Source organism: Oceaniferula marina (assembly GCF_013391475.1).
In the GTDB taxonomy this organism is placed as follows: domain Bacteria; phylum Verrucomicrobiota; class Verrucomicrobiia; order Verrucomicrobiales; family Akkermansiaceae; genus Oceaniferula; species Oceaniferula marina.
This window is the reverse complement of record NZ_JACBAZ010000001.1, coordinates 571,408-597,610: the sequence shown is the minus strand read 5'-3', so window position 1 is coordinate 597,610 and position 26,203 is coordinate 571,408. Positions and strand designations below refer to the sequence as shown.

The window sequence follows — 26,203 nt, the reverse complement described above, 5'->3', positions numbered from 1 at the left end:
TATGGCGCGATTATCCATTACACCCTGAGGAAGGGGATGAAGGATGTGAGTCTTAGCATCTTCGACTGCAAAGATATACTGATCAAAACCTATCAAGGTGGCTTTTTAACAGATCACCCATTCGGTTATAGCCTTCGGTGTTGGGGTGGAGTTGGTCTGGACTCATGCCGCTGATGAGTTTTTTGCCGTTGACTTCGGTGGTTGGGAAAGCTGGGGACAGGTCCAGGTATTCATAGCCTTGTTGTTGGGCTGATTCTTTGAGTCGACGATTCACAGCCAAGCGGTTTTTAGCGTGGGTTTTACGTGGTAAGATACCGGTGACGATCAATCTTGCATTCGGTTGCCTTTGTTTGATTTCGGTGACCAGTGTGATGATCGCGTTGCTGACTTGTTCAGGGGTTCTTCCGGTCGAGAGGTCGTTGGTTCCGATCGAGAGTAAAATGAGTTTGGGTGAGATCTGATCTAACTCACCTCGTTGAATGCGCCATAAGACGTTTTCAGTGCGGTCCCAGCCGTAGGCAAGGTTGGTCACCTGTGTTCCATTAAACAGTTTTTTCCATGCTTGGTCACCGCGAATGTAGGGGGCTTTGGGTTCACCTGAGAAAAAATGGATGATAGAGTCACCCAACCAAACGACATCCGGTTTGATTTTTTTGTGACGTTGGAGGATTTCCTGATGTCGGGAGAGAAAGTTGTAGCCCGGGATTTCACGTAACTGTGGTGAGGCGGGGACGCTTTCTACCACTTCTATATTCTCCATACCGAGGATCGGGCGCAGGGCATGTTCATAAGCGACAGCATAACGCATCATGCCGATGTCGTTAGGGTGAACGGCATCAACGGTAGACTCCCCATCGATGCCTAGGATGTCCTTGCCATTCATGTAATGAAGGTTGGGGTCTGTTTGTTTGCGTCGGTCGAATTCTCCTTTCAGTGCCTGCCATTCTTGATTCAATTGACTTTGTCTATTGGGGTGCCAGATGGCATTGGCACGTGGCGCTTCCTCGACGAGCAAGAGAGGTGTTTTTGGCCGGGTTTTGCGGATTCTATCGAGCAGTGGTTTGATTCTTTCCTGGACCTCTTTTGCGTTTAAGTTAGGTAGGCAATCGATGACATAGACGGCTGCATCTTGTTCTACCATCAGATCGGCCATTTCGGTTTCCATGCGACCATTGCCGGAAAATCCCAGGTTGATAAGTGGTCGGTCCAGCTTTCTTTCCAGAATGGCTGTCCAAGCCACCCCCGGACGGGAAGCGCAGGCACCTTGGGCAATACTTGTTCCGTAAACGACAATGGGTTTCAGGGCATCGGGTTTTGCCGGAGTGATCGTTGTTCCCTCCGCGACCCCGATTTTGAGAGATTTTACACCATTATAGAGAGGAAGATAGAGTGTGTAGAGTGACGGGACGCGTGGGTTTCCATGAAGCCCGCTTGCTAGTTTTACCTTGGCGGAGGTTTTTGTCGGTTTGGTAGCGGCAACCCAGAATTGTTTGCCCTCTGATGTGCGTCGATACAAGTCAAAGCCCGAGACTCCGGTCGCCGCCATGTGAGGCATGGAAAGTCCTCCTGCGAGTTGGTAATCAAGATGAATTTCAGGTGAATTACTCCAGAAACGTAATTTTAACCCCGCCGATTGCTTCCCCAAATTCCATACTGCGTTACGGACTTTACCTTTGGCTTTGGCCGGTAGTCTGCCATATCCAGGCTCATTCCAGATTCGGCCTTCAATGTTCCAATTTTCTCCGCCTGCTGGATCTACCCATTGAAGTTGTGCTGACGCTATGGAACATACAAGTAATGAGAGAGTGGTGGATAAATGAGCGATCTTCATGAAATGTAAGCAGTTTCTATTTTTTATGTTGTCTGGCTTCTTTGTTCTATACGTCGCTGCCGTTGGTGGTTGGTCAAATTACTTGGTCGATTTCTTTGGTGCTTCTGGTCGCATCATGGAAAAGTCTGTACCGCTACGTGTTTGAGGAGTGCTGGACTCATGGGTGGCGGGCAGAATGGTGCCAGGCTTGATGAGTTGTTGTATGGCTTGGCGGAAGTTGGATGGAATGCGGATACGGTCACGCATACAGGTGACGGCATCGGTTTGCGCGACGCCTCCGGTGAGAGATAAAACGGACCATGGGTGAATGATGGCTCCGGGAAGGTGGGGATCAGCAGGCTCTTGACCTTCGAGCATAAGGAAAACTCCTTCCGGTGGCGCTTCACCTGGGTCAAAGAAGAGACCGATAATTACACCATTACGGCTGACGTAGAAGGTTTTGTCGGTGTAGCTGATCAGGCAGTTGACTGGACCGCTGGGGCTTTTTTGAGGTTCCATACGATGGTTCCTGCTGGTTCTGGCTTTTTACCCGAGTTCGGGTTGGTGGCGAGTAGAATAGAGGCCGGCTGTTCGTTTATTCATCTCTGTTTTGTGAGTGTTCTTAGGGTTTCTATGGATAAACGGAGTGAGTTCGTCTGGTTTGGATTCAGCAGATATTGCTGTTTGATTGTGCTGTTTGGTTTGATGACGTCTGCCATGAGTGGGTCGGTAAAAGAGGAATCTGTTATGGTGGGGCGAGGCATTTTTGACAACATCATCGAGTGAGGTTTTAGGGGGCAGGTCTATTTTCGGTTAGTTACGTGATTGAATGTTATGCATTAGCTTCCAAGAACCTCCCCGTATGCCTCACCCAGCATTTTCCACACGGCATCGGGATCCGGAGCTTGCAGCAGCGTTCCTTTTCCGGCCCGATACGTCCATGAGAAGATGGAGTCGACTCCTTCTTCTGCGTAGATATGACAAATGTCCTTGATGGTTTCCAGGTTTTCCGGGGAACGGAAGAACGACTGGATCCAGCGCTGCGACGGCTTGTTGTTTTGGCGTGCCAGCTCGACAGTTTTCTTGGCCAGGTTGCGGTGGGCAACCATCGGATCGTTTCCGTCCACTAGAATGGATGTGGAAAATACATCGTAGTCCGGGTTGAATGCAATTTTTTCCCAGTTATCAAATCCACGCGCCTGACTGGAATAGAAGTGGTTGTCAGCAGGTAGTGAGCACTGGGTGACTGAAAGGTTCGGGTTGATGCTTTTAACGATGCGACTTCCTTCGGTTAGGATTTCGTTGGCTTGATCAAAACGGAATTTTTGGACTGTTTTGGTCAATGTTTTCGGCATCTCGTAGCCGTATTTCTCCTTGAAAATCGCCTGAGTAATCGGGCTGCGGCAGGTGAAGTCCGTGGTGCTTTGGTAGCTGATCGGATAGACCGGCATTGCATAGTGGGGTTCGTCCCAAAAGAATCCGTCCGCATCACAGGTGCGGGCGAGTTCTTCGAGGAGACCCCAGAAGTATTCACGGAAAGCGGGTGAACTCGGAGAAGCCGCCGCGAGTGGCTCTCCGGTGAGCGCCGACCATTGACGGTCTTCAATGTGACATTCTTGGAGGAAAAGAGACGGCGGTTCTCCTCCGAAGAATTTGCCGACACCCCAAGTGTTGAGATACACTTTGAATCCTAATTTTTTTGCCTCATCGACAATTTTCGGAATGTTGTGTTTCCAAAAGAATATATCGAACTCAGTCAAGGAAAGCAGCACAGCCGTACAGTTGTGGGCTTTCATTTCTTCGAAGTCCTTGCGGGCATGTTCCGGGTAGGAAATCCCGTAATAACTAACGCCTGTTTCTGTAACGGCCATGATGTTTCTGTGCTTAAATATTATTCATTTATGATCTAGAGAAACTTGACCCGAGGGTTGTATTTCGCGCGGAGATCTTCATTCTTTTTGTCTCCACCTGGAATGTTGGCGCTCGACCAAACTGGGGGTTCGATGCCGCGGGCAACACAGGCTTTGACACACTCGATTTCGAGGCGGTGAGCGATGTAGAAGTCAATCGTGCTGGAAATGCCGGAAATCGGTTGTTCAAAGCCTTCGACTTCGACGACGGTGTCGCCGAACGGAACGTAATCCTCAATACAGATGTCAGCCACATCGAAGAGGTTTTTACCGCTCTTGTGCCGGATCGGGAAGTCCTTGGGGATGGTGTTGTGCCAGTCGCTGGATGAAATACCGACGACTTTGGCCCCTTTTTCCTTGGCGCGTAGTGCGCAGTCGATGGTCGGAGCGTTAAAGCCGTAACTATGGAAGCACAGGACGACGTCGTCTTTTTCCACTCCATAATAATCGACCAAGGCATCACCCACACCATGGCGCCGCTCGTGAGCAAGATACATATAGGCTGGAGTGGCAGGGTGGATGGCGAAGTCGATCATCGGGCAGAGGTTGGCGAGGCCGCCTGCGCGCCAGAAGAGTTCTTGCATGACGAGACAGGTGTGCCCACCACCACCGAAGATGTAGATCAGGCGATCCTGTTCGATGGCGTCGGCCATGAGTTGGGCTGCAGCGAGGAGCTGTTCGCTCATTTCTCCTTCAAATCGCTCGGCGAGCTCGTTGAAGGTATCGAGAAAACGGCGGTCGGATTGGATGTTGTTGGTAGTAGACAAAATGATAAATGGTTAGTTGATTGAGATGCTCGTTTTAGCGAAAATGGTGTTGATTAAATGGCGAAATAAGGTTGGTTGGTTTTCCATTTTCCCTGGGTGAAATCGGGAACCTTGACCACTTGGTTGCCTCCTGCAATAGACGCTTCGGAAAGCGGCCCGATCGATGACATGAGGACACCGTCATAGAGACTGAGTGGGAGTGGCTTTTTCTCACGGATCGCTTTGATAAATTGGTTGATCATCAGTCCGTCAGCACCCCCGTGCCCACCTGAAGCTGAGGAGGCCCAACGGTGTTGGTTTTTTTTCTGATGGGGTGGGAAGGGTTCCCATTTTTGAGAACCTCTGGACTTGCCTTCCATGGAAATGGCATTGCGTTGCTCATTATAGATTCCGCGGGTCCCCTGAATTTCCCATCGGTTGTCGTAGGGGCGGGGGGATTGCATGTCGTAGTTGATAACGATGCTTTTCCCCATTTTGGTTTTCACCACGGTGGTGACGATGTCGCCTTGGGCATACTTGCGCTTGCCATTCGGGTGATTGGGGAAGTGACGCTGGAAGTATTCATTGATGCTGAAACAGCCTGTCGCCGTGGAGGTGATGCTTTCGTAATAGTCGCCACAGCCGATATTCATCCAGCTGAGCATCGGACCTTGCTGGTGGGTCGGATACTGCGCCCGGTTGTGTTCGAGAAGATACTTGGCGCCCCATCGGTCATTGCCGGTTTTTGAATCAAAATACCAGTGGTTGATGCAGTTGTGGGAGTAGGCGCAGTGACCATGGGTGATGGTGCCGAGAGCCCCTTGGCGGATCATTTTCAGAACGGCCAGATTGTCAGGGCGGAAGCTCCAATTCTCGAGCATCATACAAGGTGTGCCAGTTTCTTCATGGGTTTTGATCAGTTCCCAGCACTCCTCGAGTGTGTAAGCAATGGGGACTTCGCAGCCGACCGTTATTCCAGCCTTCATGGCATAGACCGACATCGGGGTGTGCAGATCCCAGGGGCTGCCGATGATGACGGCATCAAGATCATCTCGGTCCATAAGTTTTTTGTAGTCTTCGGGGCCGGTATAGGCATCGGGTTTGGCTTGTCCTTTTTTAGTGACGATGTCTTGAGCTGCTTTGATCGCGGCGGGGTTGATATCACAGACTGCGGGAATGAGAACGTTGGGGATGGAAAGCAAGGTTCGCATGAGCCCGCGCGCTCGGTTGCCTGAGCCTACGATGCCAACCCGAACGGGGGCCGTTGCGTTTTGTCCCGAGATAGAAGCAAAGGCGGGGATTGTAGAAGCTGCGACTGCGCCGATGCCTGCAGAAAGATTGGTTTTGAGGAATGATCTTCTTTTCATATTGAATGTGGTTCGTTGGTGGTTCGTGTTATAACTTCATGAGATACGTATATTTATCATAAGGGTTTTGTATGAGCGTTCGAATTATTACTTAGTAGAAATTTAAACATAGAGTGATGTTTTACTTTGACCTTGAATCTGCCAAATCATACCGTTCGATATGCCTGCTGATGATTGGCTAGATCTTAATTCAACACAATACCGTACGATTATTGATTTGCGGAACCACTTTGAAGGTGATTTGACGGCGCTTGGTCATTATCACTATGATCGTGCGATGCCTCCCATTCCGGAGCAGAGCAGCAGCAAGCGTTTGGTTTTTGGTTTTTTAATTTCCGGCTTGCAGCGTTACCGCATGGATGGGCAGGATTTGATATTGAGAGGGGGGCAAGGGATCCGGTTTATGCCAGGCTCGGTGTATAGCAGCGCAGGTCTTCCCGAGCAGCGAGGGGAGTTTTACTGGTTGGTGGTGGAGGCTCCGAAGCGAAGGCAAATCAAGTTGCCGGGATTTAAACCTGAGGCTGCAAATCGATGGTGGAGCCGTGCGACCGATACCGATTTGCCTGGCAGGTTTCCGATCTCGGAAGAACTACGTCGTCGTTTGATTCGGTTGTTTAATGCTGATCTTCAGGATCAGGGGGCGATGATGGAGACCCAGCTTTCTATGGATTGTGGCTTGTTGTTGCTGAGTTTGTATCAGGTTTTGGCTGAGAGTCTGGATCAGCACACTTCTGCTGAAGTGATGAAAACCCTTCAATACATGGAACATCATCTATCTGATATGGATCTGGATGCCCATGTTTTGGCATCCGTTGCCGGATTATCACCCAGTCGGTATCACACCCGTTTCAAAAATGAAACGGGGCTACCTCCTGCAGAATATTTGAGGCACCGCAGAGTGATTGAGGCTCAGCGACTGTTGGCGCAAGCGAACGCTCCTCAGGTTACGGACCTGGCAATGGCATTAGGGTTCAGCTCCTCACAATATTTTGCCACAGTATTTAAGCGATATACGCGCTTAAGTCCCAGTCAATGGCGAACAAAGTATACATCGACAACGTGACGATTAGTGGGGTGCTTATACACAAATAAAAGGCTGAGGATGTTAGATTCGAGCCTAAAAGAATGATGGATGCGAGGGGGCGAACCAAACACCATTGAAGAGATTTGGGTTTGCCTAAGCCTGCATGTTTTATGTGACGGCTCGACCGTCGAAGCGCTTGGCAATCACACCTATGGAGAAGCAAAGAACCTGCCGAAAAAGGCATCTAAATCTATCAAAATGGTCGTTGACGTAGACCAGATGACTCGTGTCTGGGTAAGATGGGCATGGATGCTGATGCTTGCCTTAAGGGGTGTCCCAGAAAGTCCCTTCGGTATTCAGGGAAGTTTCAAATTGATCCAGTAAGGTTTGCAAGGTGCTGACTTCCGCAGGGAGAGAGCTACTCTGGTCGATGTTTTCATGAGGGTCGGTGAGGACATTGAACAGGATTGGATTGGTTTTACTGGCGCTGAAGCCATAGCTGTTTCCCGTTTGGGAATAGAGCTTGATATGAAGTTTCCATGGGCCTTTGCGGGCTGCGTGGATGACGTTGTTGCCAACTCCGGTGTAGATGTATTCAAAATCGGGAACGGTCCCAGGATAGTTGTTGGGGCTGATCAGAGGGCGTAGGTCACGCCCGTCGAGAGTGCGGTCGTCAGGGATGGGTTCTCCGGCGAGAGCGAAGGCGGTGGGCAGAATGTCCATGTTGCAGGCGGGACTGCGTGAGACGGTTCCGGGCGGGATGGTGCCAGGCCAGTAAAAAACGCCAGGGACGCGCACGCCTCCTTCCCAGGTGGAACCTTTGCCGTCGCGGAATGGTTTGGCTGAGCCGACGAATAGCCGAGCCTCTCCGTATTTTCCGTGGTTGGCCGTGTTTTCATAAACAATCCACTGCCCGTTGTCCGATGTAAAAATAATGAGGGTGTTTTTGCTGATGCCTTCGGATTCGAGGGTGCTACGGACGGTTCCCAGCATGGCGTCGATTTCCTCGATACAGTCACCTAAGCGGCCTCCGAGTGAAGTGCCTTTAAAGTCGTCCGAAGAGTGAACCGGGAGATGGGGCATGTTGGGGGCAACGTAGAGCAGGAAGGGTTGGTCTTTGTTGTCTTGAATAAATTGGACAGCTCGGTCCCGGTAACGTTTGGTGAGGTTTTCGTGGATGTCGATTTTGTTGAGAATGTCTTCGGCTACGGTTTCGTATCCCGCGACGGGAACTGTGCCGTCGGGATTGGATTTGATTAGATCGACACCAGTGTTGTAGTCATTGGAGACGTTGGTGCCTTCCCAGGTGTCGAATCCATGGGCGAGCGGCAAGGCGTCAGCGGTGAAGCTGTTGTTGGCGTTCGGAGTTCCGAGGTGCCATTTGCCGAAGAACCCGGTGGCGTAGCCACGGTTTTTGAGACCTTCCGCTAGGGTAACTTCCTTGGTGTGAATGTGTTTGGCTGCGGTAGGCCCGATCACCCACGACCCGAGGCCGGATCGCTTCGGGTTGCGACCCGTGAGGAGCGCGTAGCGCGAAGCAGAGCAGGCGGGTGAGCCAGAGTAAAACTGAGGGAAGTTCATGCCCTCGCGGACCATTTTTGATAGGTTCGGGGTGTCGATCGTGGGGTTGCCAGTGTGTGAAAAGTGACCATAGCCGGCGTCATCGAGAAAAAAAACAATGATGTTCGGCTTGTCCGTTGCAGGCCGAGCCATGATCGGTAGAGCCAGTAAACCGGAGCAAAGAATGACAAGAAATTTCATGTGGTTGGTAGTTGGATTTTTCGGGGCACAGGGAGTCAAGGGCGGACGGCTTTCAGGCGTGCGAATATTTTGTTCTGGCCGTTGGCGAGCGCAGGGAGTGAGACCGTGAGGGTGAGGGTCTCGGTTTGATCGGGACCAGCAGTCACCTGAGTGTAGGGGTCAATGGCAATGTCGCTCCAATGTTTGAGTTCATTGCTGACTTGGAGGAGGTAGTGGTCATTGAGCGTGTCTGCGGGACGAGTAAAGATGAAGGTGGTGTGCCCGTCTGCTTCGATGGTGGTTTCGATGGGGCCGAGGACTTTGGGCCGGGCTGCAGGGAGTTGCGGCTGTCCTTCGGGGGGCAGTGAGTTTTGGTGTTCATTTTTCAGTTCTTCCATCGTACTGATGCGCGCACTGGCTTCGTTGCTTCGGTTGACATGTTCGGTTGGGTCGACCAGTAGATCGAACAGCAGTGGGGCCTCGCCCGAAAAATTATTGTTGGAGTCGAGGTTGCTTACCGAAAGGTGGTATTTCCATGGGCCCTGACGCATAGCTGTTAGTTCGAATGCACTGCCGTTGTGGCCATACATGTAGGCAACGGTTGCCTCGTCGGGGCGGGTGCGGACCCCGAAGATAACATCATTGCGGTCTGTGCCGTCGATTTGATGGTTGGCAGGCTGATAGGATTGGGTCAGCCTGACCAAGCTCTGGAAAAGGTCCGGGGTCCAGACGACGGCGTAGTTGTCATCCACCGGGATGGTGCCTGGCCAGCTGGCGATCATCGGGACATGCACGCCGCCTTCCCAAGTGGTGCCTTTGCCGTCGCGGAGTTGGCCATTCGAACCGATGGAGGGCCCTCTGGTGTTGGTGGCGGCTCCGCCATCGGAGAGGAAGATCACCAGGGTGTCTTGGCGGAGTCCGGAGGAATCAAGCTGCGTGATAAGACGTCCGACCGATGCGTCCAGAGCTTCGACGCGGTTCCCGTAGTCTCCTAGCAGACTATTTCCGATGGCGGGAAGCGAGGGGGGCTGGAAGACCAAGAAGAAAGGGGCATTGCCAGCTCCGGCAGCACTTGCGATGGCGGCCTCAGCGCGAGCCGTTAATTGTTCGAGCAGAGTGGCGGGTGCTGGCGAGGCTGTGATGGTTTGTTCATTTTCTTGGAGTGGTGGAGCTTGGTCTATGCTCCAAGGTAGACCATTGAACAGCGTGAACCCTTGCTCATTGGGATGAGAACCAGTGGCGCTTCCGAGATGCCAGGCCCCGATGAACGATGTCTGGTAGCCAGATTTACGCAGAGCTTCGGCAAGGGTCCATTCGCGGGTGTCGAGCGTATTGCTGGATGGGGCAGCCGTCGCAGGAAGGCCTCCACGGCGGGCGACCCGTCCCGTTAGCCAGGCGTATTGGTTATTCAGGTCGCCGGGGCCAGTGGTGGTATACTGGGTGAAGCGCTGGCCGCTGTAAGCCAGTTGGTCGAGGTTCGGCGTGACTACACTCACTGCTCCGTAACAGCCGAGGTCGTTGAAGCCGAGATCGTCGGCGATAATCATCAGGATGTTCGGTTGTGGGTTGCTGATAACGGCGAACGAGCGTGAGGAGATTGGTCCTAGGCGTGTGCCGTCCACGACGCGCGCCGTAAGCGTTGCAGACGTGTTGAGGATGATCGGTCCTGCATAGAGTGATGAGTTTTCGTCAGGTTCCGAGCCGTCCAAGGTGTAGTGGATGGGGGCACCGGCGTCGGTGGTGATGGTGATGCCAGTTCCGGGCGATACACTCCCCGCATCGGGCGATATCTTAACGCTGGTCAGGGGAAGTAGTCCGGGATAGAGGTCAAATAAAGGAGGTGCATCCGCGCCACCAATTGCTGCGATTTCTTCAGGGGCGAGTCGTCGGTTGAAAATGGCGATGTCGTCCAACTGAGCCTGACTTGGATTGGTTCCATTGAGCGTTCCGATATATAGGTCCTGGTCCGGGGTGATTGCACCGGTCAACGATGAGATGTCCACCCCGCCGAGTGGTGCTACTTCGCTGCCGTTGATATAGAATCTGGCGCGGGAGTTCGCTCGGTCGATGCTGACAATGATGTTTTGCCAGGTGTTCAGTCCGACGTGGCTGTTGGTGGTGTCTGCGTTGACGGTATTGCCGAGGTCATCATCGACCCTGAGGCGGAGTGTACCATTGCTTTGAAAAAAGAGCTGGTAGCCGGTGCCTGTCCAAGCAATGGCGTCGAGCAGGCCGGCGGCCGTGCCGTTGTCTGATGTTCGCTTTGCCCATAGGGAGAGAGTAAAGTCTCCCTCACCAGGGTCGGGTAGGTGCCCTCGGCTGGCAGATAAATATGGGTTGGTCGAACCATTGGCCAGCACATTGCCAAAGCCTGTTCTGGTGTCCCAGGAAGCACTTCCTCCTATTTCCTGAAGGTTGAGTGCGGTGTTTCCATAACTGGCAGTTAGACGTTCAGCAAGCGTACTGCCGTCAAGACTCCAGTGAGCATCCGCTTGGCGTGCAATGATGCTGATGTTATCGACCCAACCAGTGGTGCTGTAGCCGTCTGGGCTGGATGCTGTGATCCGAAGGGCAATTTCATCATCTTTCAGATGGGACCCACTGCTATCATAGCTTATCGTTGTAATGTTTCCGGTTTTGATGACCCTGTAAACGTTGGACTCCTCGCTTGGGGTGTTTGGTGGGAAGACGTAATTGGTTGATCCCAGCACGGTGCCTTCTGTGACGTTGATGATTTCGATCGTTAGAGTAAGGTCATCATGGTCGCCGGCATTGTTGCGCCAGCCAGAATCGAAGATGATGGAATAGGTTCCAAAGCTGTCGGCGGTGGCTTCTTCCGTGGAAAACGATTGCTGCACTTGGGCCCCATCACCCCAAAAAGCGAGCACGTTGCTGGTGGACCCGTAAATGTAGGCCGAAGAACCGGCTGGCTCAGTGGTCGTCCAGCCCGATGGATTGGTGTTGTTGCCACTTGCCTCGAAGCCAGGATTGATCAACGTCATCTGAGTGTCCGCAGTCGCGGTGGCTGCTATGCCTGCCGAGGTAAGTAAACCAAGGAAGAAGTGAGCTGTGATGCTCCGGGGAGGATATGTTGAAAATAAGGAATAGCGCATGCCTGGATTGCGTTTGTTGAGGTGTGGCGTTTGTCTGATCGCCGAGAGTGAGTTTTGCATAGTTGGGGAAGGCTGGAAGATCTTCCGCAAGCACGCCGGTGGTAGGAGTCGCTGAGAGAGCGATCCAAGAGGGATGGGGGCGTTAAGGTGTAAAAAAGGGCAGTGGCACAAACCTCTGCCCTCAGAACAAAGAGACGTTGCTGCTGATTTAGCGGCTACGACGCAAGATCAGTGCGAGACCTCCAAGACCCAGCAGGGCGGTGCAGGATGGTTCTGGAACGGCGGTGACGTAGTTTACGCCACCAACGGAGGTGTATTCGAGCTTTAGCCCTGCAGCCTCAGAGGCGCTGCTGAGCTGGAAGGGGATCGCTGTGCCGGGGGCTTGACCCGAGTAGGAGCCTCCGAGGCTGTCTGCATCCATTGTGAATGAGCGGGTTCCTGTCGTTGCGTTGACGTAGGAGAATGTGCTACCGACTCCGTCGAGTTCGATGAAACCTCCAGATTGGTGCATAAACTCGCCTGCGGTAGTCCCAGAGATGTGCAGTGTCGAACCTCCTTTGATGATAACTTGACCTGATTCAGAATCATTGTTTTGCCCGAGACGCAGGTTGTAGGTTCCGCTGCGGGTGATGTCGAGTGTGCCGCCGCCGGTGACCGTGAAAATGGCTGGGGTTGTGTCGGGATCTGCCGTTGATCCAATGAAGTAGCGGCCGCCAGTAACGGTGATGTTGGGATTAATTGTCCAAGTTGCACTGGAGCTTTCAAGGAAATACTGGGTGGCGTTTCCGACGTCTGTGTTATCAGTGTAAGTAGCCGTAGAGAGTGTGGCTGCGGATGCCGAGCACGCAAGTGCGATGGAAGTGCCGAGGACGCTGAGGATGGATTTACTTGTCATTTTCTGATGTTTTTGTTTCGAGTTGATGCTCGCCTCCACCGCAGTGGATTTTCCATATTTATGAGGGCGAACGAAAGCAAACACCAGATGTGTGGTAATCCTGACAAAAAAGATGAAATTATTTTTCGGTGGGGACTCGAACGGCGTTTCGATACGGCTGGTCGGTGAAGATCAGGGTGTTGTGATCTCGGAGGATGTGGTCCTCAAATTGTTTGAGATGGGGGATCCAGACGCGCAGGGAGCCGCTCTTGACTTCCCAGCGTGCTTTGGAGAAGTCGATGTGATTTTTTTTGTTTTTAGTTAGAGTGATGGTGCCGTCGGCATGGAGGATACGCTGCCATTCGGATCCGTTGTGGCTGTATTTCCAGGTGCCGATAAAGTCGGATTCAGTGGCGTCAAGCAACCGGCCGTCTTCGAAAAGAAGGATGCCTTCAGACCACGGCACGGTTTCGGCATCATTGGGGGGAACGTCGGAACGCGACTGCAGAGTGGCCTTGATTTGCCATTGGGCACGCTGGTAGTTTTGTTCGCTGACGTTGAGTGTATAAACATTGCCTTTGGTGATGTGGAGAAAGCCAGTGACACCTTCCTCCGTCTGGGAATCGACAGGGACGCCGTTTTTTAGCAGCGTAACATTGGAAATACGAGTGGCGCGTTGCCCACGCATCCATTTGAAAACACACTGGAAGTTACCAGGTTTCCAGATCAGGTGGCTGACGTCGAATGTGAGGGTTTTTGGCGCGGCGGAGTCCAAATGCCACGAGAATTCGCGGGACGGGGTTTCTCGGACGTAGGCAGCGCGGTCGAAGGGGATGGACTGGATTGCGTGCGGGTCGTCAGAGTGTTGCTCGACAGCGTGATTTTGATCGATTTTAATGAAGGACGAAGAACCTTCGGGATGGAGTTCGACTTCACCGTCAAAGACCGCGAGCTTGAGCTCGCCCTCGCGGCTGAGGTTGAATCCAAATTCGGTGCCGAGGTCGATCACTTTGCCGTTGGCGTAATCGACGGTGAATCCTTCTGCGCCCTTCGGCACGTTGGCTACGAAGCGTCCGTAGTCGATGGCTCCACTGTTTTTTCCGGTGACCTGATAGTTAGCCGGCCCTTCGACGATGACTTTGACGCCGGTGGGGTAGATGAGTTCGACGAGGCCTGAGGCGATGTCGATGGTGCTTGGTGAAGTGGCGGAGTCGGGGGGCTGGTTCCAGCGGACTCCGATCATGCTGGTGATATTGGCCTTGGAGGTGTCTTCTGTGGGTTTGTTTTGAACCACGGGTGACGGGGCGCTTGATTGCGAGGGCGTCTGTGTCTGGGAACCAACGAACCAACCAACAGCAAAGGTGATGGTAGCGGCGCAGGCGGCGATCGCTGCAATACGGCGTGTGGGAAAGGGGCGGGCCACCGCGTCCTGTTCGAGTTGGGTGATGATATCCGCGTGTTCGATACTGGCCGGTAGGTGGACGTCTGTTTCAACCATTTGGAGGTAGAAATCGCGCGCTGCCGGATCCGTGAGCAGGACGTTGAGTCGTTCGCTCTGTCGGGCGGTGAGAGGTTTTCCGTCCAGCAAGGTGTCAGTGATGGTGCGGAGTTCGGTTCGCTGTGATGAGTTCATGACGGTTTAGTGGCGGGTGATGTGTTGCTCAATACAGACGCGCAGGGCTTGGCGGATGCGGGAGATGGTTTTGTGCAAGGCGTTTGCTGAGCGTCCGAGGTTCTCGGCGATGTGGGTGAGTGATTTTTTGTCGATGTAGACCTGCCGGACCAAGCTGCGTTCTCCGGGGGCAAGCTTCTGGATACAATGGCGCAGGGTGTGGATGCGTTCGTCTTCGCCGGGGAGTCGGTCGATGGCGGAATTAGCGAGGAGTTCGATGGTTGCGTCCTCCATATAGCTGATGCGGCTGCGTGACCGGTCGCGCTGCTGGGCGAGGATGCAGTAGCGTGCGACGCTGAATGCCCAGGCTTTGAAATGTGAGCCTTGTTCAAATTGGTCGAGGTGTTCGACCAGGTAGTGGTTGGTTTCCTGCAGCAAGTCATCCACGTCCTGCATGTTTGCGGTTAGCGAGATCAGGTAGCCACGCAGACTAGCTTGGCATTGCTCAAGCAGGATAGCGGGATCATCTGCATCGATCAACTGGATGGTCGAGTGCTGACTCTCTGGGGGATGGCTCTGTTTCTTGGCAGTCATGGTGGCATGTCAGCAGGCGGAAGGAAATATCACTGATGCTTATCAGCATAATCCGCGAATGTGAGATTCCTGACAAGAAATTTACTCTGCCCCAAACTTTGATGTAGAACCGAATTTTGCGAGGGTTTGCTACAGATCTTTGCAAACAAAAGGCTCAGGGGTAATCCTGAGCCTTTAAAAATGGTGGAGGCGAGGGGAGTCGAACCCCTGTCCTAAATGCCTGCTACTTAAACGTCTACATGTTTAGTTGATGATATGGTTTTAAGAGGGCATTTGCTCACCAACGGCTGGCGCACTCCGATTGACCTGTTAAGTCTCACCATTGACCCGGTCACCCGGTCTCCGGCCAGTCCACTGGTGTGTCGCCTTCTCCCGTAGTGGACGTCGGGAAGATAGACGTTGCCGTCAATTAAGCAGCAAGTGCGAGCTCGTTAGAGTCTGCAATTAATTTGTTTGAACGGCTTTTTTAAGAGGCCAACCGATCAACCTCTACATGCAGTCTAGGCTTTCAACATCCAGTCGAAACCATGACGCCCCCTCAGTTTTCTCTCCGAGAAGATGCCAGAATCTGGCCCATATCCCCCGATTTGCAAGTGAAAAATAGCTTCTGTCGAGTGGGTGGTTTTGAGTCTTACTTCTTGAGTGATGAGTCTTTTATCTTCGATGGTGGTTTGTTTCTTGGTTATTTGCAGGATCTTCAAATCAAAGGGTGGGGCAATATTTTTAGTTTAGGCTAATTTTTTAGGGTTGACCACAGCTCTGCTGGGTATTAATTGCGATCTATGAACAAAGAACGGCAGGCGCAGTCGGATATTGAAATCGAGGATGCGTTAAAGCATTTGCTGGATTGTGAGCAATCTGGTGGGGCTGCAAGTGTCGACAGTGTTGCGGGGGCACTACGCCTTCGGGGCGGGCAGGCGACATTGGTTTTGGGGTTGATGCGTTCCCGTGGCCTTGCCCAAGTTCGGGGAGAGCTGTGGCAGTTAACGGAATCGGGTCGCAAGGAGGCGATGCTGGTGTTGCGTCGGCACCGGCTGTATGAAACGTGGTTGGCAAGGCAAGAGGGGGTGCCCGCTGAAGAGCTACACCGCCGGGCGCAGGTAGAAGAGCATCGCTTGAATTTGGCTGACATCGATGCGTTGGCTGACCAACTGGGGAATCCGCGCTTTGATCCTCATGGTGATCCTATTCCAACACGTGAAGGTGAGTTGCCTGAAGGACGTAGGATTTCACTGGCTGAGTGGGAGCACACAGGGGTGATGGTGATCGAGCACATTGAGGACGAGCCGGTGACCATGTATCGCAAGTTGGTGCAGCTTGGCTTGTATGCCGGGATGCATTTGAGCGAGATGAAGCTTCTTGATAACGGCGCTGTAGAAGTCACGGCAGATGGGCATGAGGTGCTGATCGCTCCGGAACTTTTGGGTATGGTGCATGTAGCGGAGCCAGAGGAAAAGGAGACGCAGGGCTTGAGGCGTTTGAGTTCACTTGCGATTGGGGAGGCCGGAGTGGTTTATGGGCTTACGGAGGCGTGTTACGGTCCTGAACGAAGGCGTTTGTTGGATTTGGGAGTGGTGCCCGGGACCGTGATCCGATGTGAGTTCACGAGTCCTTTTGGCTCTCCCCGCTCGTATTCGATCCGTGGGAGTTTATTTGGTTTTCGAGATGAGCAGGCGGATAAAGTTTTATTGGAACCTAGAAACGGAGGAGAGCAACAGGCGTGAAAAAACGGAATGATCTGGGTGAGGCGGGCGCTGATGGGCAGGAGGGGAATCATCGTGTCGGCGATGCTTGTTTGACTTGTCCATCTCGGCATGGCCAACTGAGAAAGCATGGTCTTGATGTGGATGAAAGTGACTTTGTCGTGGCCTTGGCTGGCAACCCGAACACGGGTAAAACTACGGTATTCAATGCTCTGACCGGCTTGAGGATGCATACCGGCAACTGGCCGGGGAAGACAATCAGTCGGGCTGAGGGCGCGTTTTCATACGATAGTCAGCGTTTCAAGGTGGTCGATTTGCCAGGGACCTATTCTTTATTATCTGCATCACCTGATGAGGAGGTCGCCCGTGGGTTTCTCTTGTTCGGGCAACCGGATGTGACTTTGATTGTGGTGGATGCCACGAGTTTGGAGCGCAACTTGAACCTGGCTCTTCAGGTGCTTCAGATCACACGCAGGGCGGTGATTTGTTTGAATTTGATGGATGAGGCGAAGGCTCATCATATTGATATTGATGTTCGCAATCTGGCTCGATCGCTGGGAGTGCCGGTTGTTCCATGCTCGGCTCGATCCGGTGAAGGGATTGCAGAGTTGTTGCGTGAGTTGTCCCAGATGGCGACTCGTTCCGAGGCCCGACCTCCCTTGAAGTTGAAATTGAATATTCCAGGCTTGGCCCCTTCATTGCGCGAGATTGAGGAGGCCTTATGTCAATTGTTTCCCGATTTCCAGCAATCCCGATGGACAGCTCTCCGACTGTTGGAGGGGGATCGTCAGGTTGTGGATGCGGTGCGCACTGGGGATTTAGCCCAATTGGCCTGTTTTGCGGCCGATGCAGATCGCAGCGAGCCGATGGATCCACCGGAAACGACGGTGCAAGAGCGGGAGGCGATATTGGATATGGCTCACCGGCTTGGGTGGAAGCTTCCTAAAAACTTACATGATCGGATAACGGAAACGATTTATGGAGAAGCTGCGCGGATTGCGTCTCAGTCGGTAGTTCACCACGGTGGATCAAGTCGGTTGTTATGGCAGCAGCGTGTTGACCGTTGGTTGACGCACCCGGTGACGGCTTTTCCGGTGATGGCTGCAGTGCTTGCTTTTGTTTTGTGGTTGACGATTGCCGGAGCCAATGTGCCGTCTCAGATGCTGGCAAGCTTATTGGTCGATAATGGGCATAGCTTGTTGAGCTCATGGTTTGACGCTTTGGGGGCACCATTCTGGATTAAGGGGCTACTGGTGGATGGTATGTACTTGGCAACGGCCTGGGTGATCTCGGTGATGCTGCCTCCGATGGCTATTTTTTTCCCCTGTTTTACGATATTGGAGGACCTTGGTTTTTTGCCACGAGTCGCTTTCAATCTGGACCGAATGTTTCAGAAGGTTGGAGCTCATGGCAAACAAGCGTTGACGATGGCCATGGGCTTGGGCTGCAATGCCGCGGGGGTTGTTGCCACCCGGGTCATTGACTCTCCCCGGGAGCGTTTGATCGCGATCATCACGAATAATTTTTCGTTGTGTAACGGTCGTTGGCCAACCCAGATTTTACTTGCGTCCATTTTTATAGGAGCGGCGGTTCCGAGTGCCTGGTCAAGTCCGGTGGTTGTGGGGTCCGTTTTGTTGGTGACGGTGTTGGGCTTTGGCTTGACGCTGTTGAGTTCCTGGATGTTAGCCCGGACGGTGTTACGGGGTGAGGCGACATCATTTTCCTTGGAGCTCCCTCCGTATCGGCCTCCCAACATTTTACGCACCTTGTATACATCGTTGATTGACCGCACTCTGATTGTTTTGTGGCGTGCTGTCGTCTTTGCCATGCCAGCAGGGGCTGCCATTTGGCTTGTGGCCAATCTTTCGATTGGTGGTCAGCCATTGGCTCATTGGCTCATTGGTTTTCTGGACGGTCCCGGAGAGTTGATGGGGCTGACAGGTGTGATTCTTTTAGCGTATATCGTAGCGATACCCGCGAATGAGATTGTGATACCGACGATTCTCATGCTGAGCGTGCTGGTGTCCGGTCAATCTGACTGGGGTTCCGGGGCGGGGGTGATGTTCGAAACCGGGGACGAGGGGATTCATAGCATTTTGGTGCATGCGGGCTGGACCATGATGACTGTGGTCTGTCTGATGCTGTTTTCGCTGTGTCACAATCCATGTAGTACCACAATCTACACGATTTACCGTGAAACCGGGTCGTGGAAATGGACTTCAGTCGCGACGTTTCTGCCTCTGATTTTTGGTGTGGTGATCTGTGTTGCCACCGCTTCGATCTGGCGATTGTTTTAAGGGCACCTCTAAGTATTTGAATATTTAAATTTCAAATTCGAGACACCGAGGAGCTGGAGGATTGGGCCAATCCTCTCTACCGGTTGTTCGTGATTAGAGGGTGTGCCCCATCCGGTCTTTTTTTGTTTGGAGGTATTTTTCGTTGTGTGGGTTGGCTGGTATGCTGACCGGAATTTGCTCGGTGATTTCGAGCTTGTATCCCTCCAATCCGACGATTTTTTTCGGGTTGTTGGTCATGAGCTTGATTTGTCTGACTCCTAGGTCGTGTAATATTTGAGCGCCCACGCCGTAATCGCGGAGGTCGGATCCATAACCGAGTTTTTCATTCGCCTCAATGGTGTCGAGGCCTTGTTCTTGAAGCTTGTAGGCATGGATTTTTGCGGGGAGGCCGATGCCTCGTCCCTCTTGCCGGAGGTAGAGTAGCACCCCTCCTTCTTCTGAGATTTTTTTCAATGCTGTGTCGAGCTGGGCCCCACAGTCGCATCGTTGTGAGTGAAAGACATCGCCAGTGAGGCATTCCGAATGCACACGGACCAAGGTGGGGTTGTCGGCTGAGATATCTCCACGGGTGAGTGCCAGGTGGTGGCCTTCTGCGTTTTCCACATAATAGAGGTGACAATCGAAGTCTCCATAATCGGTAGGCATGTTGATGGTTTCACCTCGACGGACAAGTTTTTCGGAATGGCGGCGGTGTTCGATCAGGTCGGCGATGGTACAGGCCTTAAGCTGGTGTTTTTGTTGGAATTCACCAAGGTTTCCGGCTCTCGCCATGGTGCCGTCGTCATTGAGTATTTCACAGATGACCCCAGCTTCGGGAAGTCCGGCAAGGCGGGTGAGGTCGATGGCGGCTTCGGTGTGTCCTGCTCTGCGGAGAACCCCACCTGGAACAGCCTGAAGAGGGAAGATGTGTCCAGGTTGAACGAGGGCGTTGGCATCCGCTTCCGGGTTCGCCAGTAGATGAATGGTTCTGGCCCGGTCTGCAGCGGAGATGCCGGTGGTGATGTCATGGGCGGCATCGACTGAAACGGTGAAAGCCGTCTGCATGGATTCGGTGTTACGCCGTGCCATTTGTGGCAGCTGGAGCTCTTCGGCTCGCTCCGGGGTGATGGGTGCACAAATCAGCCCACGGGCATGGGTGACCATAAAATTGATGATCTCAGGTGTGACCATGGAGGCTGCGGCGATGAGGTCGGCCTCATTCTCCCGGTTGGGGTCGTCGGTAACGATAACCATTTTACCTGCGGCAATGTCGCTGATAATTTCGTCAATGGTGTGGAAGGTAAGTGCGGACATATAAAATGAGTGTCAGTTAATGGTTATTGGGTATCTGGAGCTGTTGCCACGGGTGGCAGCGTTGCCTTTGGGTCGGCAGAGTATGGGAGTGTGCCGGACTTGATATGAAGATCTCGTTGAGGGAATGGAATTTCGATATGATTATCGCGGAAGGATTGCCAGATGGCAAGGAGGACTTGGGAGCGAACATTGCTGACTCCGTTAACGGCATCTTCAATGCAAAAGCGGATCTGGAGAATAATGGCAGAATCTCCGAATTCGCGTAAGAGGCAGACAGGGGCAGGGGATTTGATGACTCTGGAAACAGACTGGGCAGCATCCGTGCAGAGGCGGATGGCCAAATTGAGGTCGGTATCGTAAGAGACGCCGATATCGGCTTTGACCCGAATCACACGATCTGAGTATGACCAGTTGATGACTTTATTGGTAACGAAGTCTTCGTTCGGGATGAGGAATTCTTTGCGGTCGCGAGTGATGACGGATACGTAACGGCTATGGATGGAGTTGATGGAGCCAAAGGTGCCATCCATTTCGATGACATCTCCGGGTTTGATGGATTTATCAACGAGGATGATAAGGCCGGAAATCATATTGGCGATGATTTTTTGCAGACCGAATCCCAGACCGAGACCAAGGGCCCCACTGAAGACCGTAAGGCCGCCGAGGGGGACCCCGCCGATCGATAGGGCTGCAATGAGAGCAAAGCCGTAGAGAAAAAAGCGGGAGCTTTTACTGATGAGGACTTTGATGGTGGGGGGGATCTCTTTTTGAGCGAAGATGGCGGCATCGACGAAGCGGTTAGCCAAGGAAACAATCCAGAGCAAAATCACCAGAGATGCGAGTGATGAAAAGATGTTCCAGAGGTTGACGTTCAGATCACCTACAGGCAGTTCAATGTCTTGGAGGGCTTCATTCAAGGGGGTGAGCCAGCCAAGCAGGTGGAATATGAAGATCGCCAGCATGCAGCCGCTAAGTATGCGGGGGATGAGCTGTCCTTTGGAGACGGCGTGGGCCACTTGATAGACGACGTAGCCAGAAACGATCAAAGCGACCGTGTGAATATAGTTGGATTGGATGCCTTCCCCCCCCTTTTCGATCAACGTTTGAGACCAGTGGTTGCGGACGGCGAGGGTGATCCACAGGAGGGCAGAAAATACCAGAGGCGTGCCATTGATCTTTTCTCCGGTATTGAAGAAATGGGAGCAAAACTTGCGGAAAGAAGCTTTCTCATGAAAGAGAGCTTTGTAGATGATACGGGTCAGGATGAGCGCTGCAGCAAAGCAGAGGATCATGGTTCCCCACTGCCAGTAGTCAGAAACGTTGTTGGCAATACTGGACCGTATGGATTCCCACGGATTCATCGATAGAGAGTTCTAGCATTCAACCACATTGACGGCAAGCCCTCCACGCGATGTTTCTTTGTATTTTTCCTGCATGTCTTTGCCGGTTTCTTTCATTGTGCTGATGACTTTGTCCAGCGAGACAAAGTGGGTGCCATCACCTGAGCGAGCGATGCGGGAAGCGTTGATCGCCTTGACGGCTCCCATGGCATTGCGTTCGATGCAGGGGATTTGAACCAGTCCGGCGATCGGGTCACAGGTGAGTCCAAGGTTGTGCTCCATTGCGATCTCGGCGGCATTTTCGACCTGATGATGGTCTCCTCCGAGGTAATCGACAAGTGCGCCTGCCGCCATTGAGCACGCAACGCCTACTTCTCCCTGGCATCCGACGTCTGCCCCTGAGATCGAGGCATTGCGTTTGTAGAGTGTGGCGATGGCACCCGCGGTAAGCAGAAAGCGGTGTACGGCCTTACGGGGGCCGTGGGGGCTATGGCGGAAGCGGGTGGCGTAATGTAGGACAGCCGGGATGATGCCCGCCGCACCATTGGTCGGGGCTGTAACAACCCGCCCGCCTGCTGCATTTTCCTCATTGACGGCGAGAGCGTAGAGATTGACCCAATCGATGACCGACAGGGGGTCGGAAAGTGCGGCTTCCGGATGATTGGCTAGTTTTTGGTGAACTTTATAGGCCCTGCGCTCGACGTTTAGCCCTCCAGGGAGGACCCCACGGTTGGAGCATCCGTTTTGGACACATTCCTGCATGGTTTCCCAGATTCGGTCGAGGGCTGCCAGTGTTTCGGTTTCTGGACGGATTCGATTTTCATTGGCGAGCATGAGCTCGGGGATAGAGATCTGGTGGTCGTCGCAAAGGGAGGTCAATTCATCGGCCGATCGGAATGGATAGACTGGAGATGCCGGGGTTCCGAAGTGAGGGTTTTTCATTTCGGCATCAGTGGCGATAAAGCCTCCGCCCACGGAATAGTAAACCTCTTCCATGATGATGTCTCCGTCAGCCGAGCTTGCACACAGGTGCATACCATTGGGGTGGAGCGGCAGGGCATTGTCAGAGTGGTAGACAATATGTTGATGTTCCTCGAAAGCGATGCGGTGCTGCGGGTGCCATAGGAGTTTTTTTTCCTTGCGAATGGCGTCCAACATGGTGGGGACGGACTTGACGTCAATGGTTTCAGGGTCGTTACCCATCAGTCCGAGAATGATGGCGGTATCGGTTCCGTGTCCTTTGCCTGTAGCGGCCAAGGAACCATACAGGTCGCATTGGATGCGGACAGGGAGCTTGGGGAGTCGGGCGTTGACCAGTTGTTTTACAAATTGGCACGCAGCTCGCATCGGACCCACGGTGTGAGAACTGGATGGCCCAATACCGATGGAAAAAAGGTCTAGGATGGAAATCATGGCTTGATATGGGGGTGATGAGATAGGGACAGTGCGCGCGGTTGATCCTATGGCTTTGGGAAAACATCAAGCCGATAGTGTTCCGATTTCCTTCTAATGAGGCAGATTGTTTCTACCTGATGAAGGGCGTGGAGAGGTGGAGTTTTTTCTCCCTCTAGTCTTGGTCCAAGTCGATTTCTTTGAGGGACTCAAAGACTGGGGCCGGGACGTATCGGCGAACGCTGTCCTGCCAACCCTCGGGTCCGATCAAACCTTTCACCATGCTGGATGAAAGCTCGGAAATATCCCTTGGCGGCATCAAGAAAATGGTTGTGATTGAGGGGGCCATATCGTTATTGATGTGGCGCATGCCTCGTTCAAATTCGTAGTCGGTGTAGGATCGAATCCCCCTCAGGATAAATTGGGCTTGGACGGATCGCGCGTAGTTGACCAGATAATGGTTGTGGAATTCGGAAATGCTTAACCGTTCACAGGATGGGATGGAGGCATGAAGTTGTTCAAGCCGTTCTTCGACGGAAAAGGTGTATGATTTGAGAGGGTTGGTTCCAATGGCGACATAGAGTCGATCAAACATTTCAAGGCCGCGTTCGATCATCCATAAATGACCGTTGGTCAGTGGGTCAAAGGATCCGGCATAGACAGCAGTGCGCATGGTGGTGTGGAGGTGGTTTGAGGTTTATTCGTCAACGGGGATGGCTTTGTTGTCTTCAAGCCATATCATGTGAGTGGTCGCCAAATTGTGGGATCGTTTATAGGCTTCTTCGGCTCGGGGGCCATCGAAGGAAGCGATTCTTTTTGCCAGTTTGACGGCGGCTTCCCAGCGTTTATCAGCTTCGAGCATGGAGAGGGCCTTGAACCCGCAACGGTAGAACCAGAACCATTCGACGTCGTAGCCGACGGTACTCGGCGGATTTTGGCCTTTGATGACGACATTGTAATAGGTGTCCAATGCATCTGTGCGGCGGTCCATGCTTTCCAGCGTTTGTCCTTTGAGAAAATGCAGTCGGTTATTCCATGCTAATGAAAGGCCATCGCTGTCAAGGAGTTGATCGTAAATGGCAACCGCTTGCTCGTATTTTTCAGGAGTGTTGGCGGCCTGTCTGTGAAAGCAATCAGCCAGCAGGACTCCGGCATCCCTGCGGACTGAGAGAACCGCTTGTTTATCAGAAAGAATGGGCTCCAGAGCCTTTTGAGCTTCAGCATATCGACGAAGATCGATGAGGACCCGGCTTTGTTGAATTCTGGCTTCATCGGCAAGCTCATGTTTGCTGTCGATGATATTTTGGAACAGGCTGATACTTTCCTCCCTGGATTGAGTGGTTCCTCCCAGGCGGGCTGCCATGGCGGTGTAAAAGCGTGCGTAGGGGGCGAAGGGGCTTGAGGGAAACTGGTCATTGACCTGTTGGAAGACCCGGCGAGATTTGTTGAAGTCTTCATTATGGTAGTAGGCTTCGCCTTGCTTGAGCATTACTGCTGGCAGGTTGGGTGATTGGGGGAACTGTTGAATGAAGCCCTCGGCGAGGGCGGCTGCTGACGACCAGTTTTGAGACAGCTCTTCTGCCCTGATTTTGATTCGGGTGATGGCATACTGGCTGGCTTCATCCGGGAGCTTGGGGGTGATGATTTCCAGTTGTGCATTGGTTAGGAGGATGTCGGGCGGGCTGATGTCTACACCGGCGGCAGCGAGTGCTAATCGTGCTTCGTTTTCTCTGGGGTGGCCTGGGTGGGTTGCAATAAAGCGATCCAGATCCATTCGACCGGATGCGTTGTTGTTTCGGCATTTCCAAAGAGCCCGTTCAAGTGTCAGCGATGTCTCGATGTGAGCTGTTTGTTTACCGTCGAGGATTTTATTGAAAGCCGTCATATCGCTGGCCAAGAGGGCGCTGATGCCGGCGTTGATACTTGCAGCTTCGGCTATTTGTTCGGATGTTGATTCCCGAGCCATATTGAAGGCCGCGAGCGCTTCCTTATACTGTGATTGGTCGATTTGTAGAATCCCTAGCAACGAGTTGGCCTGATCTTTCATCGCTGGGGAAAATGCCACTTTCTCCAAGGCTTCCAGCGTGTATGTCGCTTGTTGGGTGCGTTTTTGTTTCAGCTGGAGTTGGGCGGTTTCGAGTAGTGACTTTGAATAAATCTGTAAGTAGAGCTCGCTGGGAGGCAGGCTATGCGCCGGGTGGAGGGTGCGGAGTCGGTTGAGCAAAGCCAGTGCTTGAGCGTGCTGTTTCGGATCGTTCGATTTGGCGAGGAGAGAGGCTCTGAGGTAGAGCGCGAGAGTGACCAAGTCGTCGTGTTCACTGACTGGTGGCTGGAACATGGGCAGAGCGTCAGATGTGTCACCGGTGATATAGAGAACATCGGGGGATTTTATGGGGGGGGCACTCCACTCGATCAGTTTTTGCATTGACGGGTGGTTGGCTGGTAGGTTCGGCGACAGGCGCTGGCCAAGTCTCAGGAATCCTTGCAGGAGGATGGATGAATTCGGATGTTGGCTGATGTGGTTTTCGAGCACTCCGATCGAGTCCTCGATTTGATTGTGTGCAGCCAGAGCATCTGAAAGTCCGAGGACGCAGGCGTGGTAGATGCGTTGACTGAGGTGGTCTGTTTCGGTGACGAGCGAGCGGAAACGGCTGATGGCATCGACCGATTTGCCCTCGGCCAGAGCGAGACGAGCAACTAAATAGTCTTTGAGTCTTTCGGTTGACGCTTGTGTGCTTTTGATTTGATCAAGCTGTTTTCGAGCATCGTCGAATGCACTTTTATTGATTTGGATTTCGGCTGTTAGCAGGTGGGCGAGGTTGCGAGTTTCCGAAACATTGGATTCGGTGAGAGATTTGAGCAGTTTGAGAGCTCCGTCGTTTTGGGCCAGAGCTATGAGAATGCGGGCACGAACCAGGGTGATGGTGGCATGTTTCGGATGTTTCGATGGGATTTGGGCCAAGGCTTCTTCCGCGGCTTGGTATTTACCGATTGCAGCCAAGGCCTCGGCTTTCCAAAGGGGGGCGGATGGGAGCAGCTTTAGTGTGGGGGTGTTGAGTAGTTCCAAGGCCTCCAGGGCGTGTTGGTCGCTGCCATGCTGGCTGAGTCCTGTCTGGATCAGGGCCTTGGCTAAAGCAAATTGGACGTAGGCCTTGGCATCAGGCCCAAGCTTGGGATCGCTCAGAATGGTGCGGAATTGTCGGATGGCCAGATCTGGCAATTGATCCTCCATTGCTTTGAGTCCATGCTGATAATGGCTACTTTTTGTGAGCTCTTGCAGGGCTTTGGCTTTGTCTGGTAGCGGCGGAGCAGGGGGCGCCGTTTTTTCAGGCGCAGCCTGAATGGTCAGGCAGAGCGAGGCAAAAAGGATGGTGAGTCTTAGGATCAC

Annotated in this window: 19 protein-coding genes and 1 other RNA gene; 3 read left to right on the top strand and 17 right to left on the bottom strand. The window is 52.9% G+C overall.

Annotated features, from left to right (window positions below; translation table 11 throughout):
- Window positions 1–82 precede the first annotated feature (82 nt).
- The 5 genes from HW115_RS02450 to HW115_RS02430 all read right to left on the bottom strand — a co-directional run bounded on the left by HW115_RS02450 (window position 83) and on the right by HW115_RS02430 (window position 5,833).
- Window positions 83–1,831, bottom strand: coding sequence for an SGNH/GDSL hydrolase family protein (locus HW115_RS02450; RefSeq protein ID WP_178930982.1), 1,749 nt, complete (start codon window positions 1,829–1,831; stop codon window positions 83–85).
- A 78-nt stretch (window positions 1,832–1,909) separates the two neighbouring features.
- On the bottom strand, window positions 1,910–2,329 hold the full coding sequence (locus HW115_RS02445; RefSeq protein ID WP_178930981.1) for a hypothetical protein: 420 nt from the start codon (window positions 2,327–2,329) through the stop codon (window positions 1,910–1,912).
- A gap of 320 nt (window positions 2,330–2,649) precedes the next feature.
- A complete protein-coding gene (locus HW115_RS02440) occupies window positions 2,650–3,681 on the bottom strand; it encodes a hypothetical protein (protein WP_178930980.1) in 1,032 nt (343 codons plus the stop codon).
- A gap of 35 nt (window positions 3,682–3,716) precedes the next feature.
- Complete coding sequence (locus HW115_RS02435; protein WP_178930979.1) at window positions 3,717–4,487, bottom strand: sugar isomerase domain-containing protein; 771 nt, start codon at window positions 4,485–4,487, stop codon at window positions 3,717–3,719.
- A gap of 53 nt (window positions 4,488–4,540) precedes the next feature.
- Entirely contained in the window at window positions 4,541–5,833 is a 1,293-nt protein-coding gene (locus tag HW115_RS02430) for a Gfo/Idh/MocA family protein (protein WP_178930978.1), read from the bottom strand.
- A 160-nt stretch (window positions 5,834–5,993) separates the two neighbouring features.
- On the opposite strand from HW115_RS02430, the gene HW115_RS02425 reads away from it, so the two are divergent.
- Window positions 5,994–6,896, top strand: coding sequence for a helix-turn-helix transcriptional regulator (locus HW115_RS02425; RefSeq protein WP_178930977.1), 903 nt, complete (start codon window positions 5,994–5,996; stop codon window positions 6,894–6,896).
- Between the two features lie 285 nt (window positions 6,897–7,181).
- Here the strand turns inward: HW115_RS02425 and HW115_RS02420 are convergent, their stop codons facing one another.
- The 7 genes from HW115_RS02420 to HW115_RS19690 all read right to left on the bottom strand — a co-directional run bounded on the left by HW115_RS02420 (window position 7,182) and on the right by HW115_RS19690 (window position 15,491).
- Window positions 7,182–8,618: a sulfatase-like hydrolase/transferase gene (locus HW115_RS02420; protein ID WP_178930976.1), complete on the bottom strand. Its 1,437-nt coding sequence runs from the start codon at window positions 8,616–8,618 to the stop codon at window positions 7,182–7,184.
- A gap of 35 nt (window positions 8,619–8,653) precedes the next feature.
- Window positions 8,654–11,770, bottom strand: a complete 3,117-nt coding sequence (locus HW115_RS02415; protein WP_178930975.1) for a sulfatase-like hydrolase/transferase — start codon at window positions 11,768–11,770, stop codon at window positions 8,654–8,656.
- A gap of 148 nt (window positions 11,771–11,918) precedes the next feature.
- Complete coding sequence (locus tag HW115_RS02410; RefSeq protein ID WP_178930974.1) at window positions 11,919–12,605, bottom strand: PEP-CTERM sorting domain-containing protein; 687 nt, start codon at window positions 12,603–12,605, stop codon at window positions 11,919–11,921.
- 118 nt (window positions 12,606–12,723) lie between these two features.
- A complete protein-coding gene (locus HW115_RS02405) occupies window positions 12,724–14,217 on the bottom strand; it encodes a hypothetical protein (RefSeq protein WP_178930973.1) in 1,494 nt (497 codons plus the stop codon).
- A 6-nt stretch (window positions 14,218–14,223) separates the two neighbouring features.
- Window positions 14,224–14,790, bottom strand: a complete 567-nt coding sequence (locus HW115_RS02400) for a sigma-70 family RNA polymerase sigma factor (RefSeq protein ID WP_178930972.1) — start codon at window positions 14,788–14,790, stop codon at window positions 14,224–14,226.
- A 181-nt stretch (window positions 14,791–14,971) separates the two neighbouring features.
- Window positions 14,972–15,328: a transfer-messenger RNA gene (gene ssrA, locus HW115_RS02395) on the bottom strand.
- Window positions 15,291–15,491: a hypothetical protein gene (locus HW115_RS19690; protein ID WP_227021225.1), complete on the bottom strand. Its 201-nt coding sequence runs from the start codon at window positions 15,489–15,491 to the stop codon at window positions 15,291–15,293. Before HW115_RS19690 ends, ssrA begins: the two co-directional genes overlap by 38 nt.
- An 81-nt stretch (window positions 15,492–15,572) precedes the next feature.
- Here HW115_RS19690 and HW115_RS02390 point away from each other — a divergent pair, with 81 nt between their 5' ends.
- Complete coding sequence (locus HW115_RS02390) at window positions 15,573–16,514, top strand: metal-dependent transcriptional regulator (RefSeq protein ID WP_178930971.1); 942 nt, start codon at window positions 15,573–15,575, stop codon at window positions 16,512–16,514.
- 14 nt (window positions 16,515–16,528) lie between these two features.
- Window positions 16,529–18,790, top strand: a complete 2,262-nt coding sequence (feoB, locus tag HW115_RS02385; protein ID WP_425498129.1) for a ferrous iron transport protein B — start codon at window positions 16,529–16,531, stop codon at window positions 18,788–18,790.
- A gap of 93 nt (window positions 18,791–18,883) precedes the next feature.
- Here the strand turns inward: feoB and HW115_RS02380 are convergent, their stop codons facing one another.
- The 5 genes from HW115_RS02380 to HW115_RS02360 form a co-directional block, all read right to left on the bottom strand.
- The gene (locus HW115_RS02380; RefSeq protein ID WP_178930970.1) at window positions 18,884–20,083 is read right to left on the bottom strand and encodes a bifunctional 3,4-dihydroxy-2-butanone-4-phosphate synthase/GTP cyclohydrolase II; all 1,200 of its coding nucleotides are present in this window, start codon (window positions 20,081–20,083) and stop codon (window positions 18,884–18,886) included.
- A gap of 23 nt (window positions 20,084–20,106) precedes the next feature.
- Window positions 20,107–21,444: a mechanosensitive ion channel family protein gene (locus tag HW115_RS02375; protein WP_178930969.1), complete on the bottom strand. Its 1,338-nt coding sequence runs from the start codon at window positions 21,442–21,444 to the stop codon at window positions 20,107–20,109.
- A gap of 12 nt (window positions 21,445–21,456) precedes the next feature.
- A complete protein-coding gene (locus tag HW115_RS02370) occupies window positions 21,457–22,836 on the bottom strand; it encodes an L-serine ammonia-lyase (RefSeq protein WP_178930968.1) in 1,380 nt (459 codons plus the stop codon).
- 154 nt (window positions 22,837–22,990) lie between these two features.
- Window positions 22,991–23,488 (bottom strand): pantetheine-phosphate adenylyltransferase, encoded by a 498-nt coding sequence (coaD, locus tag HW115_RS02365; protein WP_178930967.1) that lies wholly within the window; start codon window positions 23,486–23,488, stop codon window positions 22,991–22,993.
- A gap of 24 nt (window positions 23,489–23,512) precedes the next feature.
- Complete coding sequence (locus tag HW115_RS02360; protein ID WP_178930966.1) at window positions 23,513–26,203, bottom strand: tetratricopeptide repeat protein; 2,691 nt, start codon at window positions 26,201–26,203, stop codon at window positions 23,513–23,515.